This is a genomic window from Streptomyces fuscichromogenes, from assembly GCF_014645815.1.
Taxonomy (GTDB): domain Bacteria; phylum Actinomycetota; class Actinomycetes; order Streptomycetales; family Streptomycetaceae; genus Streptomyces; species Streptomyces fuscichromogenes.
Genome location: NZ_BMML01000003.1, coordinates 431,568 through 449,011, shown reverse-complemented (window position 1 = coordinate 449,011; position 17,444 = coordinate 431,568). Strand labels below are relative to the sequence as shown.

Below are 17,444 nucleotides of genomic sequence, written 5' to 3'. Positions count from 1 at the left end.
ACGCCCCAAGGAGGATCTCGTGAAGGTGACCATCGAACAGGACAGGTGTATCGGGACCGGACAGTGCGTGCTCGCCGCCTCCTCGGTGTTCGATCAGCGAGACGAGGACGGCATCGTCGTCCTGCTCGACGACAACCCGCCGGCCGACCAGGCGGACGGCGTCCGGCGCGCGGCCATGGTGTGCCCCGCCCTCGCCATCCGTCTCGCGGAGTGACGCAAGCGCAACCGATGCCCCGATCATGACTGTGTGACCAGGTAGGGAGCAGATGTGCAGATCGCAGGGATGTCCGCACTCGTCGTAGGGGGAACCGGCGGCCTCGGGGAGGCCACCGTACGCCGGTTGCACGCCGCGGGTGCGCAGGTCGTGGCCGCGGACGTCAACGACGAGAAGGGCAGGAGTCTGGAAACCGAACTCGGCATCCGCTACGTACACACGGACGCGACCGACGAGAAGAGCGTCACGGCGGCGGTCACGGCGGCCGAGACCACGGGACCGCTGCGGATCGTGGTGGACGTGCACGGCGGCCCGGCGAGCGGCGGCCGACTGGTCGGAAGAGACGGCAGCCCCTTGGACCTGGACGGTTTCCGCACGACGATCGAGTACTACTTGACCGCGGTGTTCAACGTGATACGCCTCGGTGCCGCGGCGATCGCGCGGCAGGACCCGCTGGACGACGGTGGTGGGCGGGGAGTTGTCGTCACGACCGCGTCCATCGCCGCGTTCGAGGGGCAGACAGGCCAGCTCCCCTACGCCGCGGCGAAGGGCGGGGTGGCCAGCATGACGCTGGTCGCAGCGCGCGATCTGTCACCGCTGGGCATCCGTGTCGTCACCGTCGCCCCAGGCACCGTGAACACTCCCGCGTACGGAAAGGCCGGCGAACAGCTTGAGGCCTACTGGGCTCCTCAGGTGCCGTTCCCGAGGCGCATGGGCCGCGCGGCGGAGTACGCGGCGCTGGTGCAGCACCTGTGCGAGAACGACTACCTGAACGGAGAAGTGGTGCGGCTGGACGGCGCGCTGCGCTTCCCGCCCAAGTGAGTACCGGCGGCGCGGCCGGTGTACGCCATGCCTGTCCCACGGGGCGTCGTGGTGCTGGTGTGCGACTCTCGAAGACCGACGGCTCGCCCGGTGCCGCCCTCGACGCCAGGCGGGCCCCGCTGATCAGTAGGCTTTCCTTCCGTCGCCCACCGTCCTGGGGGCGGACCTTCGGTGGCAGCAGGGACTGGTCGTCGCAGGGCAGTGGAAGTCCCGGAGCGGTGACGATCATGGCTGGCAGAAGCGTGCGGGAGGAGAAGGTCGAGGCGACCCGGGAGGCGATTCTGGGCGCGGCCGAGCGGCTGTTCGCCGAGCATGGCGTGTACGCAGTCTCCAATGCCCAGATCAGCGAGGCCGCGGGGCAGGGCAATACCGGCGCGGTGAACTACCACTTCGGCAACAAAGCCAACGTGGTCCGTGCGATCGCCCGCAGGCATGCGGAGCAGATGGAAGAGATCCGCGCCCGCATGGTCGGCGAGACCGCGGATTCCACGGATCTACGGGATTGGGTTGCCTGCATGGTCCTGCCTCTCACAGAGCACCTGGAAGCACTGGGCAACCCCACCTGGTACGCCCGCTTCAACGCGCAGTTGATCGCCGACCCCGCACTCCACAAGGTCAGCGCCGAGGAGTCCCGCTCGTCCCCCTCACTGGGACGCTTGCTGGACGGGCTCAACGCGTGCCTGCCCGCTCTTCCCGCCGACGTACACGCCAACCGTGGCATCATGGCCCGGCACCTGATCGTGCAGATGTGTGTCGACCGCGAGCGCGCGCTGTCCAACGGCACTCCTGTCTCGTGGCCGACCTGGCATGACACCGCCACTGGTCTCATCGACGCGATCATCGGCATGTGGACCGCTCCGGTCACGACACCGTGACCTCTCCGGCGCCTCCGGGTCACCCGTCTCGATGACGTCCCGGGTCGCCGCGATCGCCGGCTGGTCGGGCCGCAACACGGCGATCAGGGGCCGGTCGGCCCGGTCACCGACCGCCTCGATGCCGACACCGAGGACATCCGTGCCCTTGCGGCCGTTGGCGAACCGGACCGGTAGCAGACCGCCCGCGAAGGCGACACCGGGTCCTCCACGCAGAGCTCGGACTGTGTTTCGAGCGGCAGGCCGGCCGGACAGGCCGTGGCCGGAGCCGACGCTCGCGATCCAGCCGACCGATCCGTCGGCGACCGAATTCCGCTCGACCAGGCGGAGGAATTCGGCGGGCGGCAGGGATGTGACCTCGAAGTGCTTCGGAACGTCGGCCGATGGGTCCTCGAACTCGGTGGCCGGCTGGTAGGTGGGGACGGCCGGCAGTGTGCACCGGAAGACAGAGCCGGGCGGCTCGGTCGCGCGGACCTCGGGGGTGAGGTCGAACTCGACCGCCACCGCGTGTTCCTGGGCCCGCGGTTCGATGAGGTACGAGCAATCCCGCACGATGGCGTCGAGGTCGGTCAGCTGTTCCGACTTGTTCCGGGCGGCCGGCGTACTGCCGCAGACTGGCCGGTATCCGCCCGGCCTGATCGGTCTGCCGGACAGCGTTGTCGAGCCCCCAGAGCGCGGACTCATGGTCGACCCTGGACGGGACCCGCCAACTCGCCCGGCGCATCGCCGACAGCGACCCGACCGCGCTGCACGCCGTACGACCGGCGACCACCGAGAGCGGCGAGGTGGTGGCGATGCTCGTCCACATGTTCAACCCGCGCACCCTGGTCCCGTCCGGCCCGCTCAGCGGACTCCGAGACGACCTGGCCTCCGCCGTACGAGCCGCCGTGTACCAGAGCGCCCTGCCCCTGGCCACCCGCAGACTGACCAGCCATGACAAAAGCGTGCACCATCACGGCATCCGATGGCCGTGCCTGCTATGGGTGCGACGCCGAGGGACGGCTGCGCCGGTCCGGGGGTGTCGAGGACTGGGAGCCGAGCATGTCCAGGAGGACGAGGGCGTCGTACTCGGACGTGTTCGGTTCAGCGTAGTACGTGACCAGGCGGTGGCCGGGAGTGCCCTCAAGTTGCATGGACTGGTAGCCGAGAGTGAGGTCGCCGATGTCGGGATGGTGGAACGCCTTGCGTCCGTACGAGCGGGCCTTGACGTCGTACCGTTCCCACAGGCGGGCGAAGTCCGCGCTCTTGACGAGAAGTTCACCCGCCAGGCGAGTGAGGTCGGGGGCGTCGGGGTCGGTGCCCGCCAGGGCACGTAGACGGGCGACGCAACTGCGGACCTGGCTGTTCCAGTCGTCGAACAGGTCGTGGGCTTCCGGGTGAAGGAAGACGTAACGGGCGATGTTGCGGTCCTTGGCCGGCCACTGCTCCATCCCTGCGAGAAGGCGCAGCCCACCCGCGTTGTACGCGAGTACGTCGGTGGTGCGGCTCACGACGTGCGCGGGGTACGGACGCAAACTCTCCAACAGCAGCTTGACGCCCGCACGCACGGTCCGTGACGGCGCGGTGCGGGGTTCCGGCATCTGTTGGGTGGCCGGCCTCACCAGACTGCGCAGGTGCTCGTGCTCGTCATCCTCGAGTTTCAACGCGCGGGCGAGGGCGTCGACGACGCCGGGGCTGGGGCGGGTCTCGGTGCCCCGTTCGAGGCGGATGTAGTAGTCGATGCTGATTCCGGCGAGGGTGGCCATCTCCTCACGGCGCAACCCGGGCGTGCGCCGCAACCCGGAACCCACCGCGAGGCCGACCTCGGCAGGCGTCAGCCGAGCGCGTCGGGCACGCAGGAAACGCCCCAGCTCGGTGCCGGCGGCGGTGGTTTCACGTGTCATGAACTCCAGTGTCCATACACAGTGCCCCGCCCGGGAGGTCTCTGAGGGGCCCTGTCACTCCCCCGGATGGCACGGCCTGCCACTGTGCGCGCCACTCACGCAGGCTGGATTCCGGGGGAGTGACAGGGCCCCTCCCACCGGTCGGCGCCCGGCACAGGATCCGCTGTACTCGGCCAAGACCGCGACAGCGTGGAGAGAAGGGATGGGAGACATGAGCAGGGAAGCGAAGGAAGTCGTCGTCGTGATCGGCTCCGGCAGCATCGGGCTTGCGATTGCGCGTCGGGTCGGCGCGGGCCGCACCGTGCTGCTCGCGGACCACAGCGAGAAGGCGGCCCAGGGCGCCGCCGAACGGCTGCGGGGCGAGGGGTACGACGTGACGACCCACGTCACCGACGTCTCCGACCATGACGCTGTCGAGGCCCTGGCCGACGCGGCGACCGCCCTGGGACCGGTCACCCAGGTGGTACACACCGCCGGTGTCTCCCCCACCCAGGCCGGCATAGAGCGGCTTCTGCACGTCGATCTCCTGGGCACGGCGATGGTCCTGGACGCGTTCGCCCGTGTCGTCGCCACCGGCGGGGCCGGCATCGTGATCGCCAGCATGGCCGGGCACCGGGAGAGCCCCTACGCGCCGGAGATCGAGCACGCGCTCGCCACCACCGAGACGTCGAAGCTGCTGGAACTGCCGTTCCTCCAGGCCGACCAGATCGGCTCCACCGTGCACGCCTACGCACTCTCCAAGCGGGCCAACTCCCTGCGGGTGCAGACCTCGGCAGTCGCCTGGGGCAGGCGAGGTGCCCGTATCAACGCCGTCAGCCCCGGCGTCATCATCACGCCCCTGGCGGTGGACGAGCTGTCCGGACCGCGCGGTGAGTGGTTCGACCAGGTGCGCAAGGCGTCTGCGGTCGGCCGCTTCGGCACCCCCGACGAGGTCGCCGATGCGGCTGCATTCCTCCTCGGCCCTCGGGCCGGATTCATCACGGGTGCCGATCTCCTCATGGACGGTGGAGTAACCGCGGCGCTGCGTACCGGGGAACTGACCATGCCCTGAGCGTCGAGAACAGGCCCCCCGACTCGGACTGTTGCTCCGCCCGAAGCCGCGGAGCACGATCCACGACCCTCACAACCTGGCACAAGGATGATCCATGGCAACAACCCCCATGACGGTTCTGGTGGTCGGCGCGACGGGCAGCATCGGCCGCCTCGTCGTGGCCGAGTCGATCGCGCGCGGACACATCACGCGTGCACTGGTACGTGACGCATCGAAAGCCCGCCGTAGCCTCCCCAACGAGGCACAGATCACCGTAGGTGACGTGACGCGGCCCGACACGCTCGCGCAGGCCGTTGCCGACGTCGATGCCGTCGTGCTGACGCTCGGGTCCGACGGTTCCGCACACTCCTCACCGGAGAGTGTCGACTACGCGGGCATTCGCAACGTCCTGGTCGCGCTGGGTACTGAGAAGCCCCGCATCGCGTTGATGACGGCCATCGGCCTCACGTCCCGCAGCAGCGTCTACGATCATCTCCTCGACTGGAAGCGCCGCTCCGAGCGGCTGGTCCGTGCCAGCGGTCTGCCTTACACGATCGTGCGGCCGGGCTGGTTCGACATGAACGGCCCCGACGAGCACGGACTCGTCTTCCTGCAAGGGGACACCCGGCGCTCCGGCAGCCCCGCGGACGGCGTGATCGCCCGCCGTCAGATCGCCCAGGTGCTGGTGGACGCCCTCACCACGCCGGAAGCGGCGAATCGAACCTTCGAACTGATCGCTGAATCCGGTTCCGCCCCCACCGACCTGGCCCCGCTGTTCGGCGCGTTGCGACAGGACACACCCGGTTCTCTGGACGCAGTCGCGGACGAGGCGAACATGCCCCTGGAGCAGGAACCGCGTCACGTACGTGAGGACCTCGCCGCGGTCACCGCCTCCACGCGGACCACAGGAACCTGAACCACCCCAACTAAAAAGGCGGCACCCGCCCCATGGCAGAGAAACCGACACCGGCACAGCAGCTGATCGGCGACACCGCACCGAAGCTCGTCGAACTGACCGATGAGGTGCTCTTCGGTGACGTGTGGGCCCGCGAGGAGCTGTCCCCGCGCGACCGCAGCCTGATCACCGTCTCCGCGCTGGTGGCCCTGTACCGCACGGAGCAGCTCGGCTCACATCTGCGCCGCGCACTCGACAACGGCCTCACCCAGGACGAACTGGCCGAGGCCATCACCCATCTGGCGTTCTACGCCGGGTGGCCCTCCGCGATGAGCGCCGTCACCCAGCTCAAGGCGATCGTCGCGGACCCGTCCCGCTGACCTGGAAAGAATCATGGAACTTCTCAAGCACCCGCCCACCACCAAGGCGCCCGCCGACTGGTTCACCGGCGACGTGTGGTTCGACGTCATCTACGCGGGCCAGGAGCCGTCCCGGATGCGTGCCAACATGGTCCGCTTCTCCCCCTGTGCCCGCACCGACTGGCATTCCCACGCCTTGGGCCAGACCCTGCACATCGTCTCCGGCGTCGCGCTCATCGGTACCCGCGACGGCACGGTCATCGAGGCACACCCCGGTGACACCCTTTACACGCCACCGGGCGAGGAACACTGGCACGGCGCCGATCCCGGCCACTTCATGACCCACCTCGCCCTCTGGGAGAGCCCCGGCCCGGACGGCGGCCCCGAAACCACCTGGCTGGAGAAGGTCGACGACGCCGAGTACGGCGCGCCACGCAGCCGTACTCGTTGACGATCAGGAAAGAGATCACGCCAGCAACCCGTCTGGTCTGGCAACACCTGCGAGGTCGGCCGGGAGGGCGTGCAGACCTCCCGTCCGCACGGGCGGGCTGTGCGCGAGTATCGGCGTCGACGGCGGCCGCGGTGAGGCGGCGTGCGTGCCGCAGGCCGTCGGCAACCGGGGCAAGCTGCCGGTCTCCGAGGGCTCGGCATGCCCCCGACTGCCCCTGTCCGACGTGTTCTGCACCAGCCGCCACTGCGCGGTCACCACCGGCGTCGGCGCCCCGGCCGAAAGCTGGTAGAGCATCAGCCTGCCGGGCGGGCGCCAGGACCGCACCGACCTCGGCGGGGACTTCCCTGCCACCGACGCCGTGGCCGAACGCGGCGACGAAGGAATCGAGCGCGCGCGAACTGACCGGCGGTCGCAGCAACACACGGGGGCCTGGAGTGGCTCGGCGCTCTGTCCGCCCTGCACATGTCGATCGACGCGATCGCCTGGACATCCCTGAGTTCATGAACAACATCACCCGCACCGGCAAAGTCGCCCCGGCCCGCGCTTCCATCGAGGAGTTGCTGCCGGACGTCCTGGAGGGACGCATCGAGCCGGGCCGCGCCCGGACCGCACCGTCGGCCAGGCCGACGTGCCCGGTGGTGGCTGTCGGGGCCATGACCGACCGCGCGGGGCGCTCAAGGTCCTCGTCACGCCCTGGCCCGGGGGCCCCGCTGAGTACCGGTAGTCGCAGGGGCCTGCCCGTCCGCCTCCGTCAGCTCCCGATCCAGCTGGACCATCACGTCGTACTCAGGCGTCCCCGGTTCGGCATGATAGGCGACCAGGCGTTGACCGCTGCCCCCTTCCAGCTGAAGCGAGTAGTAGCCGAGACTGAAGGTGCCGGCCTCCGGGTGATGGAAGGTCTTGGTGCCGTGGCTGTGGCCCTTGACGTCGTAGAGCTCCCACAGCCGGGCAAAGTCCGGGCTCTTGGCGAGCAGCTCCTCGACGAGACCGGCGAGACCGGGGGCATCGGGTTCGACGCCCGCGAGAGAGCGCAGTCGGGCGACACAACCGCGGATCTGGTTCTCCCAGTCACCGAACAAGACACGGGCGGTGGGGTGGAGGAAGACATAGCGAACGATGTTGCGCTGCCCTTCAGGCCAGTCCGCCAGCCCGGCCAGCAGCCGCAGCCCACCCGGGTTGGCGGCCAGCAGCTCCATGGTGCGGCTCACCATGTGTGCGGGACAGGGGCGCATACGGTCCAGGAGCAGTTGCAGACCGGGTTCCACGGTGCGGGTGGGCGCCGCGGACGAGCGCTCGAACGCGCCACCACGCGCAGCACACGCCGCGAGGTCCCGCAGGTGCCGAAGCTCGGGCTCCTCAAGTAGCAGAGCGGCGCCGAGAGCGTCCACGACGGATGGACTGGGGTTGGTCTCCCGGCCGCGCTCCAGTCGCGTGTAGTAGTCGATGCTCACCCCAGCGAGTGTGGCCAGCTCCTCCCGGCGCAGTCCCGGCGTCCGACGCAACCCCGACCCTGCGGGAAGGCCCACGTCACCGGGAGTGACCCGAGCGCGGCGGGCTCGCAGAAAGGTCCCCAGTTCGCGGCCGCCGTTCCGGTCGCTCCGTTCGGTGCCGTCCTCACGTGTCATGCAGACCAGTTTCGCAGTCCCGTGATCAGGTCGGCAGCGGCGTGGGGGGCCCTGTCGCACCCCCGGAGCACGGGTTCCCCGGCGCCTCACGGCAGTCCTGAGCAGCGAGCTGGCGACCCGACCGGAGAGCCCGGACGCCCCAGGCGGGCGTCCGGCTTGCCCTAGGTCAGGCGCATACGCACATCCAGGACGGCCCCGTCCGGACGGTTCGCCAGCAGAGCGAGTGAGTTCTCGGGTCCGCTGGAGCGGCAAGCGACCGGGGGCGGTGTGAAGAGATCCGTCGCAAGCTGCACATCGCCCTCGGAGGAGGACCCCGGTCGACATGACGGCGACCTGCGACTGGCTCCTTCGCCCGGCTCATAGCCCCATCACGCCTGCACTGCCACACTGGGCACATGGCACGGCAGCAACAGAACGGCACGGCCGGTACGGAACTCGGGAACTTTCTGCGCGCTCACCGCGCCAGCGTGACTCCAGCGAAGGCCGGCCTTCCGACCGGGCCGGGAGTCCGTCGCACCCCCGGGCTTCGACGGGAGGAGATCGCTACGCTCGCCGGTGTCAGCGTCGACTACTACGTGCGTCTGGAACGTGGCAAGGAAAGCAACCCAAGCCCCTCCGTCGTCGACGCCCTCGCCAGGTCGCTTCTCCTGGACCCTGCCGAGCATGAACATCTGCGCGTCCTCGTCGCCCGAGCCGCGGGCGCCTCCGTGCTGGAGCATCCGTCCCCCGACGGCGATACGGTCCGGCCCGGAGTCGTACTACTGCTGGAGAGACTGAGGCCGTTCCCTGCCTACGTGCTCAGCCGCACCATGGACGTCCTCGCCTGCAACCCGTCGGGGCTTCGACTGTTCTGCGGGTTGGAGGACTGGCCCGTCGGGAAGCGCAACGTGGTCCGCTACGTCTTCCTGCACCCGACAGCGCCCAAACTGTTCGACGACTGGCACGACCAGATCCGCGCCGCCGTGGGCCGTCTGCGCTCCCTGCACAGCCTCGAACCCGATGCCCCGGGTCTGGCCTCACTGGTCGACGAACTCCTGGGCGCGAGCCCTGAATTCAGCGATCTGTGGGAACGCTATGACGTGCGGCTGCACACCCATGGCAGCAAGACCTTCCATCACCCGGACGTCGGCGACCTCACGCCCGGCTACCAGAAGATGCAGATCGAGGGCACGCTTACGCAGCGGCTCGTCGTCTACTACGCCGAGCCAGGCACTCCTGATCATGACAAACTGACGATCCTCGACATGGCCCAGATCGGCCAGAGCACGCCTCATCCCGCTCACGACGCGCAGTGATCCCTGATCCGGAGACCGCTCCGGCCAGCGATGGCCGGTTGTTCGTGGCCTGCCTGTCGGGCAGCTTCATCGAGCACGATGCCGGCCAGCCCCAGGTTCAGATATCGCCATCAAGCGCAGGTGCGTCTCACCCGTCATGGCGAAACTCCTGACGCCGACCGCTGCCCCTTCCAGGTGCGAGCGCCGCGAAGGCATCGTCGACGATGTCGCTCAGGTCGACGGCACCGTCCGCGACGGTCCACTGTTCGACAGCGATGTTCAAGCATTCCATGGCCGCCGCAGCCGATACCAGGAAGCCGATGGACATATCGCCGGGCCTGCCTGAACGCTCGGCCAGGATGCCGGCCAGGACACGATGCCAGCTGGAAAGCATCTCCAGGCGGGCGGCGCGCAGGGCCGTGGACTCGTCGATCAGACGGGCCAGGCTGAGACTTTCGGCCAGGTTGTCGAAGTAAGGCCTGGTGAGCGCGTCAACAGCGTGGCGCAAGGCCGTCCAGTCGTCCTCGTCGACGGGGCGAGCGCGCAGCGCGTCGGCGGCCGCTTCACAGTTCGAGTCGAAAGCGCTGAGAACAGCCTCCTCCTTGTTACGGAAGTACCGCAGGAACGTGCTGCGCGACACCCCGGCCGCTTGGGCGATCTCGCCTGCGGTGACCTGGTCGAAGCCTTCTCGGCGGAACAGTTCGATGGCCACCTGGGCCAGCCGGGCACGCACGGCGGCCCGCGCGATGTCTCTTGTACTGGTCACACCTGATACTTCGGTCATCCTTCGATCGTATCCCCGGAAACAGCCATCCTCGTCATAAATGAGCGATTGATTCATCCGCGATACAATGTCTCATGACCAGTTCAATGCTTCACGAGGGGTCCATAGCTCACGCATCCGAGGAAGCAGCCATGCGGGGGCTCCGGGGCAAGAGTTTCGTCGTCGCGGGTGACGCCACCGGTACCGGCGAAGACGTGGCCAAGCGCCTTGCGGCGGAAGGTGCATCAGTCACGTTGGGAGACGTGGACTTCGCGCGAGCCGAAGAGACGGCCCGACGCATCATCGAGAGCGGCGGTAGAGCGCTTGCGATCGAGTGCGACTTCACCGATCGAGCTTCTCTTGAGTGGCTCGTCGATCGGACCGTCAGCCGGTTCGGCGGGATCGACGGTCTGTGCAACGTCGGCGTTCGCCCGTCCGCAATGGTCCCCGACAACGAGGTGAGCCTCCTTGACCTGGATCCGGAGGTCTGGCGCCGCGCTCTGGAGGTGTACCTGCTGGGTTATGCCCTCACCTGTTCGACCGTCCTTCCCCCGCTGCTGGACCAGGGCATGGGCGCCATCGTCAACATCGCCCCGGGAGTCGCCGAGGGCGGCTCAGACGGCCGCCCGGCCTCATCCGTGCACAGCGGCGTCAATTCCTTGACCCACCACATCGCCACCCGTTGGGGCGAGAAGGGTGTCCGCTGCAACACCCTCACCATCAGCCAGGCCAGGCACGGAACCTGGGCGGAAGGCGGTAGGCCGGCCCAGACCGCGATCCCGGTTCACGCTCCGGCACCGTGGCCGGGTCACCCGGACGACCCCGCCGCAGCCGCGGCCTTCCTGCTCTCGGACGAGGCCAAGTCGCGCAACGGAGAGGAGTGGTACCTGTACGAGGACACCAATCCGCGCGGCTGACCGCCAGCGGGTGAGTCGTGGAACGGCGTCGTTCCGCCACGCCGCCGTGCCGCCACGGCTCGGGGAGCCGCTGGTGATTCCACGGGTCGACAGAACAAGCCGCCCATCAGAGTCAGTGCGGTCCGCCGACCGCGGCACGGGCAACCGTCCCCTCGTAGGCAGCCTGTCACGGAACCTGGCGCGTCGGCCACGCAGGTGCACGCCGCCACGGAGCGAGCAGACCAGGCCGGTGATCCACTCCCCATCGTCGCAGACCAGGAATACCACGACGTCGGCGAGTCCCAGGTCTTGCCAGAGCGCGGACTGGAGGGCGCCGGCTTGCAGTTCCGTGTCCTTCGTGCCTGTCTTCCCGAAGCCGTGAGTCAGTTCTTCCACTGGCCGCCAGCCATGTCGATGGTCTCACCGCACATGTAGCCGGCGGCTTCGGAGGCCAGGTACGCCGCCATGTCGCGGCACCCCGGCGGCGGCCACGCCCGCGGGATCGCCCCCGCCGCCGTCGACCGCCGCCTACCCGCACATCGTTCGGACCGTGGAGAGGGACGGGGCGGCTGACGACGTGCCTCGTGGCCGTTCTTCAGGACCGAGCCGACCACCGAGCAGGGACCACGCCTGAATCGACTCAGTCGGAGAGCGGAACGGAGGCCTGAACAGCGGCAGGCGGAGTCTTCTCCGCCAGGTCGAGGCTGCTTCGCAGACGGACCGGCTGCAGCAGGAGCGCCGCGATGACAGCAAATGCGGCCGCCACGGCTGCGAGCAGGAAGACCTGGGCCGTCGCATCCCCGTATGCGACCCGGACGATGTGCTGCATCGCGGGGGACCGCGTGTTCTCCGAGGCGCCGGAGAGCCCGGCGGAGGCGAGCCCCTTGGCGATCTGATCCTGAACATGACGGGCCAGTACCGCGCCGAGGACCGAGACGCCTATCGTGCCGCCGAGGGAGCGGAAGAACGTCACCGTGGAGCTGGCCGCGCCGACGTCCTTCAGCTGGACGGTGTTCTGCACCATGAGGACCAGGTTCTGCAGGGTCATGCCCACACCCATCCCGACACAGAGCATCGACACGCTCAGGAACAGCATGGGCGTCTGGTAATCGATGGTCCCGAGGCCCGCACACCCGGCCGTGAGCAGGACAGCGCCGGTGATGACGAACGGCTTGATCTTCCCGGTGCGGCTGATCAGCCTGCCGGCGACCGTCGAAGCGATCAGGATGCCGACCATCATGGGGATCGTCAGCAGACCTGCCTCGGTCGGACTGTGACCGCGGCTGAGCTGGAAGTACTGGCTCAGGAAGACCGACGCACCGAACATGGCCGTCCCCACAGCGAGGCTGCCGACGATCGCCAGCGCCGTGGTGCGCTGCCGGACGATGGCGAGCGGGACCACGGGCTCGGCTGCGCGCCACTCGACCCACACGGCCACGAGGAGCAACGCCAACCCGCCGCTCACCATGGCGGCGGTCTGCCAGGAAGCCCAGGCAAAGGAGTTGTCCACGAACGACACCCAGATCAGCAGCACGCTCACACCCGCGGAAATCAGCGTGGCACCCAGATAGTCGATCTTCACGTTCTCCCGGCGGATGACAGCCAGGTTCAACGTCCGCTGGAGCAGCAGGAGAGCCGCTATGGCGATCGGTATCCCGATGAAGAAACACCACCTCCACCCCAGCCAGGAGGTGTCGACGATGACGCCACCGAGCAGTGGTCCGCCGATGGTGGACGTGGCCGTGACACTGCTGATGTAGCCGCTGTATCGCCCCCGCTCCCTGGGCGGAATCATCGCGGCGAGAGAGATCTGGACAAGTGCCTGCACACCGCCGACAGCGATGCCCTGCACAGCGCGGGCGGCAATGAGCTGAGTGGCTGTCTGGCTGACTCCCGAGGCCAAGGCACTCAGGATGAAGATGGCGATCGCCACCTGCACAAGGACTTTCTTGCTGAAGAGATCGGCGAGCTTGCCCCAGATCGGAGTCGTCGCAGTCGTCGTGAGCAAGGACGCGGTGACCACCCATGTGTACTGGGTCTGCGATCCGTGCACAGCTCCGATGATCTTCGGGAGTGCGCTGGAGACGATGGTGCTGCTGAAGGTCGACACGAACAGCGCGAGCATCAGCCCACTGAGTGCTTTCAGCACGGTTCGGCGGGATGTGAGCGAAGCGCCTTGAGGGCTGGGCTCGTTCAGTGTGGTGCTCGTCACAGGCACTCCTGCCGGTTTCGATAGGTGACTTTACACGGCGTATAGCGAGATGGATTTCACCATACACGGAGTAAAGTGAAGTCATGGATCGTCCCACCGCACGGCCAGCTGACCCCGGGGGCACCGCTGCCACCCCTGACACGTCGGCGCTCCGGAACGACAGCCCGCCAGAACACGGGCCCCGCGTGAACCTGCGCCTGCAGCAGAAGAGGCTGACGCACCTCCGGCTCCTCGAAGCCACCGTCAAGGTGTTCACCGAGAAGTCGTTCGTCGACGCGCGGATGGAGGACATCGCGCAGGCTGCCGGGGTGACCCGAGCCACCGTCTACGCGCACTTTCCCGGCAAGGCCGAAATCATCGATGCTCTTGTCGAGCGCGTGTACACCTTGATGGAGGAGGCATACGCCGAGCTCGCCGCACTGCCCCGATGGACTCAGGCCGGCGTACGTGCCTGGCTCGACGACGCGGAAACGCGGTGGCGGGACATGGCACCCATCCGCCGAGTCACCAACGCGGCAGCCCCCACCGCACTGCGCAGCGTCGATGCCGGCCGGGCCCAGTACGTCAAGGCCCACGAGCGCTACGTCGGCCTTCTCATCTCACCATCCGATCGCTGGCGTGGTGCAGACCCGGCGGAGGCCGGCCAGCGAGCCCTCATGGCTGTTCTCCAGACAGAGTCGTTCTTCTCAGCATGGATCGCCGTGGGCTGGCCCCTCGCGACCGCCGACCCACTCCGGCTGCTGGCCGACTCCCTGTGCCACATCCTCGCTCCGGCGATGCGCGAGGACGACGAGTAGACCTGTCCTACGCCAGGGAGCGCTTGGCCAACGGCGGATCTGCCCATCAGCAAAGAGACGCCGCCGGTGCAGCGGTCGCTCCAGCCCTGCCTCAAGAGCGGCCGCCTCCCCGACGAAGCTCCGGGGTATCCAGGAGACTGCCCCAGCGCCCCGTCCGCCACGGCTCGCTCGCCCCCGGCACCTCGTCGATGGCGACCGGGGCAGCCGACGACACGAAGACCTCACACCGGAAACGCTCATCCCGTCCGCGCCGAGCACGTCCCGAGAGTCGACCCGGTACCGGTGTCCAGTGCAGCAGCACAGCCCGCCCTCGCGAGGCAGAAGCGGCACGAACTCAGGGGTTCCGGCTGTCGCCCACCTCGTTTTCGAGGAGCGACGTACCGGCCGCCGTGAGCGCGCGGACCAGCGCAGCGTCCAACCACCCCGGTCCGCCCGGCGAGGGCAGCAGCGCCGCCGCGCCGCTGGTGATCAAGCAGGCCGTGGGCTCGCACTGCTGGGCACGCCGGAGCAGGGAGCCTCACCTGCGCGTTCCGTTCCTCCGCGAACGCCTGCCCCGCCCCGGTTCAGACGGTGTGGCGCATGGTTTGCCGGGGCTGCGCGACGTCCTTCCGGGTCAGCGCCAGATACACCACCAGACCGAGGACGACACCGAGGAACAACACGCTCGTGACGACGGTGCCCAGGCCCACCCCGCCGTCACCGGTCGGCTGAGAGAGGTAGGCGCCGACGGACGCGCCGAGCGGGCGGGTGAGGACGTAGGCGATCCAGAAGCTCCACACCGCGTCCAGGTCGAGCGCGAGGTGCGCGAGGGCGACCGCGGCGATGACCAGGGCGAACAGGACCGCGGACAGCCAGTGGCCGAAGTCCATCCGCTCGGAGACCAGATCGCCGGCGGCGGTGCCGAGCGCGAAGGTGAACAACACGGCCAGCCAGTAGAAGGACTCACGGCCCGTGGTGTCGATGCTGTGGAGGGACAGCGTCCGCTCGCGTCGGTACCAGGCCACGAAGACCACCGCGAGGGCGATCGCGAAGACGGTGGTGCTGGTCTCCAGGGGCACACCCATGTCGCTGGTCAGACTGTCGCTGATCAGCGTGCCGACGACGCTGATCAGCGCGACGGCCGTCCAGTACACACCGGCGCGGTAGGCACTGGTGCGCAACTGCACGACCAGGACGACCGCCAGCAGGGCGGTCATCAGCACCGACACTCCGGGCAGGCCGAGCCCGGTCTTCTCATCGAGGAGGTCGGCGGCAGTCTCCCCGACCGTCGCGCAGAGCGCCTTGATGATCCAGAAGTGGACGGTGACCTCGGGCACCTTGTTCCAGCACAGCCGGCGGCCCGAGGACACCGCGGCATCGGCCGATGAGACCGCCGTACCTTGTGATGATGTCTCGTGTGCCATGAGGCCCGACCGTGCCACGGACTAGCTGAACGAATCCTGACTGCCGTACGGCATCCGCCGGCCTCGCCGGCCTCGCCGAGCAGTGTGATCGCCTCCCTCGCCACGACGGCAATGGCGTGCACGGCCCCTCCGGCAGCCGTGGTTCCCGCAAGATCCATATCCCCGACCGGGGCGAGTGCGCCATCTCGGTACTCGACTTCGAGGAGGGCCGACTGACCAGGAAGTGGCGTCTGCCGAACGGCGGCAGCCCCGACATGGGCGGCGACTCCACGGACGGCGGGGTCCGGTGACTGGCCGGCCCCTACAACTCCGACCTGTACGCCGTCGACACCGCCAGGGGTGAACAGCTCGCCCGCAACAGGATGGGCAGTGGCCCGCACAGCCTCGCGGTCCATCCGCGGCCAGGCCGCCACTCGCTGAGTCGCACCGGCAGCTTCCGCTGATGCATGGGCGCTGATCCGGGACTGCCACCGGACGCACCACGAGCCGCGGCCGTGCCCGGCAGTGACAGGTGACAGGCTTCCGGCGTGGCGAGGCGGTGCACCACCACGGATACGCGACAGGAATCGGCGCACCGCAGGAGGCGGTGCTGGTGGAGCGGACGGCGAACCTCGGGCTGATCGGCGGCGGCTCCGGCGGAGCCGCCGCCGATCAGGTCCGTCAGCGCATGTCTGTGAGGAGGGTGCTGAGTTCGGCCTCCTGCCGGGCCGGCGACATCGGCGGGTTCGAGTGGTCGATGCCGAACGTCTTCAGGACCTGGTCCATCTGGGCGTCGAGGAACGTCCAGCCGGTGTTGTCCAGCGGCTGCAACGAGGCCTGGTCGGCATCCCAGAGGTCTCGCAGCGACTGGGCGGCCGCGTGGGCCCCGGTCGCGTTACCCGACCGTGCGTCCCTGAGCGAGGTCGTCGCGAGTGCCTTCAGTGCGTCGACCTTCGTGGCCGGGAACTTCTTCACGGCCTGGCCGGGGGCGAGCTGGACGGTGGAGGTGGCGTCCTCCTCCGGCGCCGGGCCGACGTGCGGCCGACTGTGTGCCCAGACCAGCAGGCCTCCGGTGGCGACGGCCAGGAGGGCGAAGCCCGCAAGTGCGATGCGCTCCCGCTTCGGGTCGGCGGTGATCTGCGGGGTGTGCGTGGCGTCGTAGGTCTCGGTCACGTCGGAGCGCGTCACCGTCAGGTAGATGACGGTCGCCAGGATCAGGCCGAGGAAGATCAGGCTGGTGGTGAACGTGCCCAGCGCGAGGCCGGTCGGCTCGCCCGGCTGAGCGACCTTCGGGGAGCCGAGCCAGTCGCCGATGTTGGCGCCCAGCGGGCGGGTCAGGATGTAGGCGAGCCAGAAGGACAGCACCGGGTTCGCCCCGAACTTCCGCAACAGCGCGATCGCCGCGATGAGCCCGAGCGGCAGCAGGACCGAGACTCCGGGGCTCCAGCCGGTGAGCTCAAGGGTCCAGTCGCCGGTCGCGGTGCCGAGCGCGAAGGTGACGAGCACGGTGAGCCAGTAGAACGACTCACGCGGCAGCGTGTTGACCGAGTGGATCGAGAGAGTACGCTCGCGCAGCCACCACACGCCGAAGACCACGGCGAGCAGGACCGAGAACACCGCGGTGCTGATCCACAGCGGCACGTTGAGGTGGTCGGTCAGGATGTCGGTGTACAGCGTGCCCGTGACACTCACGACGACCACGGTCAGCCAGTACGGGAACGGGACGTACCGCTTCAGCCGCAGCTGGACGACCAGGACCACGACGAACACCGCGGTGAAGATCCAGGCCGTGTTCACCAGGCCGACGCCCAGCTTCATGTTGATCCAGTCGGCGAAGCTCTCACCGACGGTCGTGCACAGGATCTTGATCACCCAGAACCAGATGGTGACCTCGGGGACCTTGTTCAGCATCAGCCGCCCGCTGCGGCGCGTGCGGGCTTCGCTCGTCGTTGTCATGTGCCGAGGTTGG

At 68.6% G+C, this 17,444-nt stretch carries 18 protein-coding genes; 12 read left to right on the top strand and 6 right to left on the bottom strand.

The features are described 5' to 3' along the window. Positions 1-19: 19 nt before the first annotated feature. The 3 genes from IEZ11_RS09075 (at position 20) to IEZ11_RS09065 (ending at position 1,911) form a co-directional block, all read left to right on the top strand. On the top strand, positions 20-214 hold the full coding sequence (locus tag IEZ11_RS09075) for a ferredoxin (protein WP_189262095.1): 195 nt from the start codon (positions 20-22) through the stop codon (positions 212-214). A gap of 54 nt (positions 215-268) precedes the next feature. After that, a complete protein-coding gene (locus IEZ11_RS09070) occupies positions 269-1,036 on the top strand; it encodes an SDR family oxidoreductase (protein ID WP_189262094.1) in 768 nt (255 codons plus the stop codon). Between the two features lie 227 nt (positions 1,037-1,263). Continuing rightward, positions 1,264-1,911 (top strand): TetR/AcrR family transcriptional regulator, encoded by a 648-nt coding sequence (locus IEZ11_RS09065; protein WP_189262238.1) that lies wholly within the window; start codon positions 1,264-1,266, stop codon positions 1,909-1,911. Positions 1,912-2,885: 974 nt separating this feature from the next. Here IEZ11_RS09065 and IEZ11_RS09060 read toward each other — a convergent pair. Next, positions 2,886-3,791, bottom strand: a complete 906-nt coding sequence (locus IEZ11_RS09060) for a helix-turn-helix transcriptional regulator (RefSeq protein ID WP_189262093.1) — start codon at positions 3,789-3,791, stop codon at positions 2,886-2,888. A gap of 211 nt (positions 3,792-4,002) precedes the next feature. Between IEZ11_RS09060 and IEZ11_RS09055 the strand changes: the two genes are divergently transcribed. The 5 genes from IEZ11_RS09055 to IEZ11_RS09035 all read left to right on the top strand — a co-directional run bounded on the left by IEZ11_RS09055 (position 4,003) and on the right by IEZ11_RS09035 (position 6,815). After that, on the top strand, positions 4,003-4,842 hold the full coding sequence (locus IEZ11_RS09055; protein ID WP_189262092.1) for an SDR family oxidoreductase: 840 nt from the start codon (positions 4,003-4,005) through the stop codon (positions 4,840-4,842). Positions 4,843-4,951: 109 nt separating this feature from the next. Then, entirely contained in the window at positions 4,952-5,737 is a 786-nt protein-coding gene (locus IEZ11_RS09050; RefSeq protein ID WP_229712899.1) for an SDR family oxidoreductase, read from the top strand. A 32-nt stretch (positions 5,738-5,769) separates the two neighbouring features. Continuing rightward, complete coding sequence (locus IEZ11_RS09045) at positions 5,770-6,096, top strand: carboxymuconolactone decarboxylase family protein (RefSeq protein WP_189262090.1); 327 nt, start codon at positions 5,770-5,772, stop codon at positions 6,094-6,096. A gap of 13 nt (positions 6,097-6,109) precedes the next feature. Beyond that, positions 6,110-6,526, top strand: coding sequence for a (R)-mandelonitrile lyase (locus IEZ11_RS09040; RefSeq protein WP_189262089.1), 417 nt, complete (start codon positions 6,110-6,112; stop codon positions 6,524-6,526). Between the two features lie 145 nt (positions 6,527-6,671). Beyond that, positions 6,672-6,815, top strand: a complete 144-nt coding sequence (locus tag IEZ11_RS09035) for a hypothetical protein (protein ID WP_189262088.1) — start codon at positions 6,672-6,674, stop codon at positions 6,813-6,815. A gap of 397 nt (positions 6,816-7,212) precedes the next feature. Here the strand turns inward: IEZ11_RS09035 and IEZ11_RS09030 are convergent, their stop codons facing one another. Further along, the gene (locus tag IEZ11_RS09030; RefSeq protein WP_189262087.1) at positions 7,213-8,151 is read right to left on the bottom strand and encodes a helix-turn-helix transcriptional regulator; all 939 of its coding nucleotides are present in this window, start codon (positions 8,149-8,151) and stop codon (positions 7,213-7,215) included. A gap of 395 nt (positions 8,152-8,546) precedes the next feature. Between IEZ11_RS09030 and IEZ11_RS09025 the strand changes: the two genes are divergently transcribed. Continuing rightward, positions 8,547-9,446: a helix-turn-helix transcriptional regulator gene (locus IEZ11_RS09025; protein ID WP_189262086.1), complete on the top strand. Its 900-nt coding sequence runs from the start codon at positions 8,547-8,549 to the stop codon at positions 9,444-9,446. Between the two features lie 127 nt (positions 9,447-9,573). Here the strand turns inward: IEZ11_RS09025 and IEZ11_RS09020 are convergent, their stop codons facing one another. Continuing rightward, entirely contained in the window at positions 9,574-10,209 is a 636-nt protein-coding gene (locus IEZ11_RS09020) for a TetR family transcriptional regulator (protein WP_189262085.1), read from the bottom strand. 131 nt (positions 10,210-10,340) lie between these two features. Here IEZ11_RS09020 and IEZ11_RS09015 point away from each other — a divergent pair, with 131 nt between their 5' ends. Beyond that, positions 10,341-11,105: an SDR family NAD(P)-dependent oxidoreductase gene (locus IEZ11_RS09015; protein ID WP_189262084.1), complete on the top strand. Its 765-nt coding sequence runs from the start codon at positions 10,341-10,343 to the stop codon at positions 11,103-11,105. A gap of 619 nt (positions 11,106-11,724) precedes the next feature. On the opposite strand, the gene IEZ11_RS09010 is transcribed toward IEZ11_RS09015, so the two are convergent. Next, a complete protein-coding gene (locus IEZ11_RS09010) occupies positions 11,725-13,209 on the bottom strand; it encodes an MFS transporter (RefSeq protein ID WP_189262237.1) in 1,485 nt (494 codons plus the stop codon). Between the two features lie 272 nt (positions 13,210-13,481). Between IEZ11_RS09010 and IEZ11_RS09005 the strand changes: the two genes are divergently transcribed. Beyond that, positions 13,482-14,093 (top strand): TetR/AcrR family transcriptional regulator, encoded by a 612-nt coding sequence (locus IEZ11_RS09005; RefSeq protein WP_229712897.1) that lies wholly within the window; start codon positions 13,482-13,484, stop codon positions 14,091-14,093. Positions 14,094-14,656: 563 nt separating this feature from the next. Here IEZ11_RS09005 and IEZ11_RS09000 read toward each other — a convergent pair. After that, positions 14,657-15,496, bottom strand: coding sequence for a COG4705 family protein (locus IEZ11_RS09000; protein ID WP_189262082.1), 840 nt, complete (start codon positions 15,494-15,496; stop codon positions 14,657-14,659). Positions 15,497-15,612: 116 nt separating this feature from the next. Between IEZ11_RS09000 and IEZ11_RS52385 the strand changes: the two genes are divergently transcribed. Continuing rightward, entirely contained in the window at positions 15,613-15,786 is a 174-nt protein-coding gene (locus IEZ11_RS52385; protein WP_189262081.1) for a hypothetical protein, read from the top strand. Positions 15,787-16,156: 370 nt separating this feature from the next. Here the strand turns inward: IEZ11_RS52385 and IEZ11_RS08990 are convergent, their stop codons facing one another. After that, the gene (locus IEZ11_RS08990; protein ID WP_229712896.1) at positions 16,157-17,431 is read right to left on the bottom strand and encodes a COG4705 family protein; all 1,275 of its coding nucleotides are present in this window, start codon (positions 17,429-17,431) and stop codon (positions 16,157-16,159) included. Between the last annotated feature and the right edge of the window lie 13 nt (positions 17,432-17,444).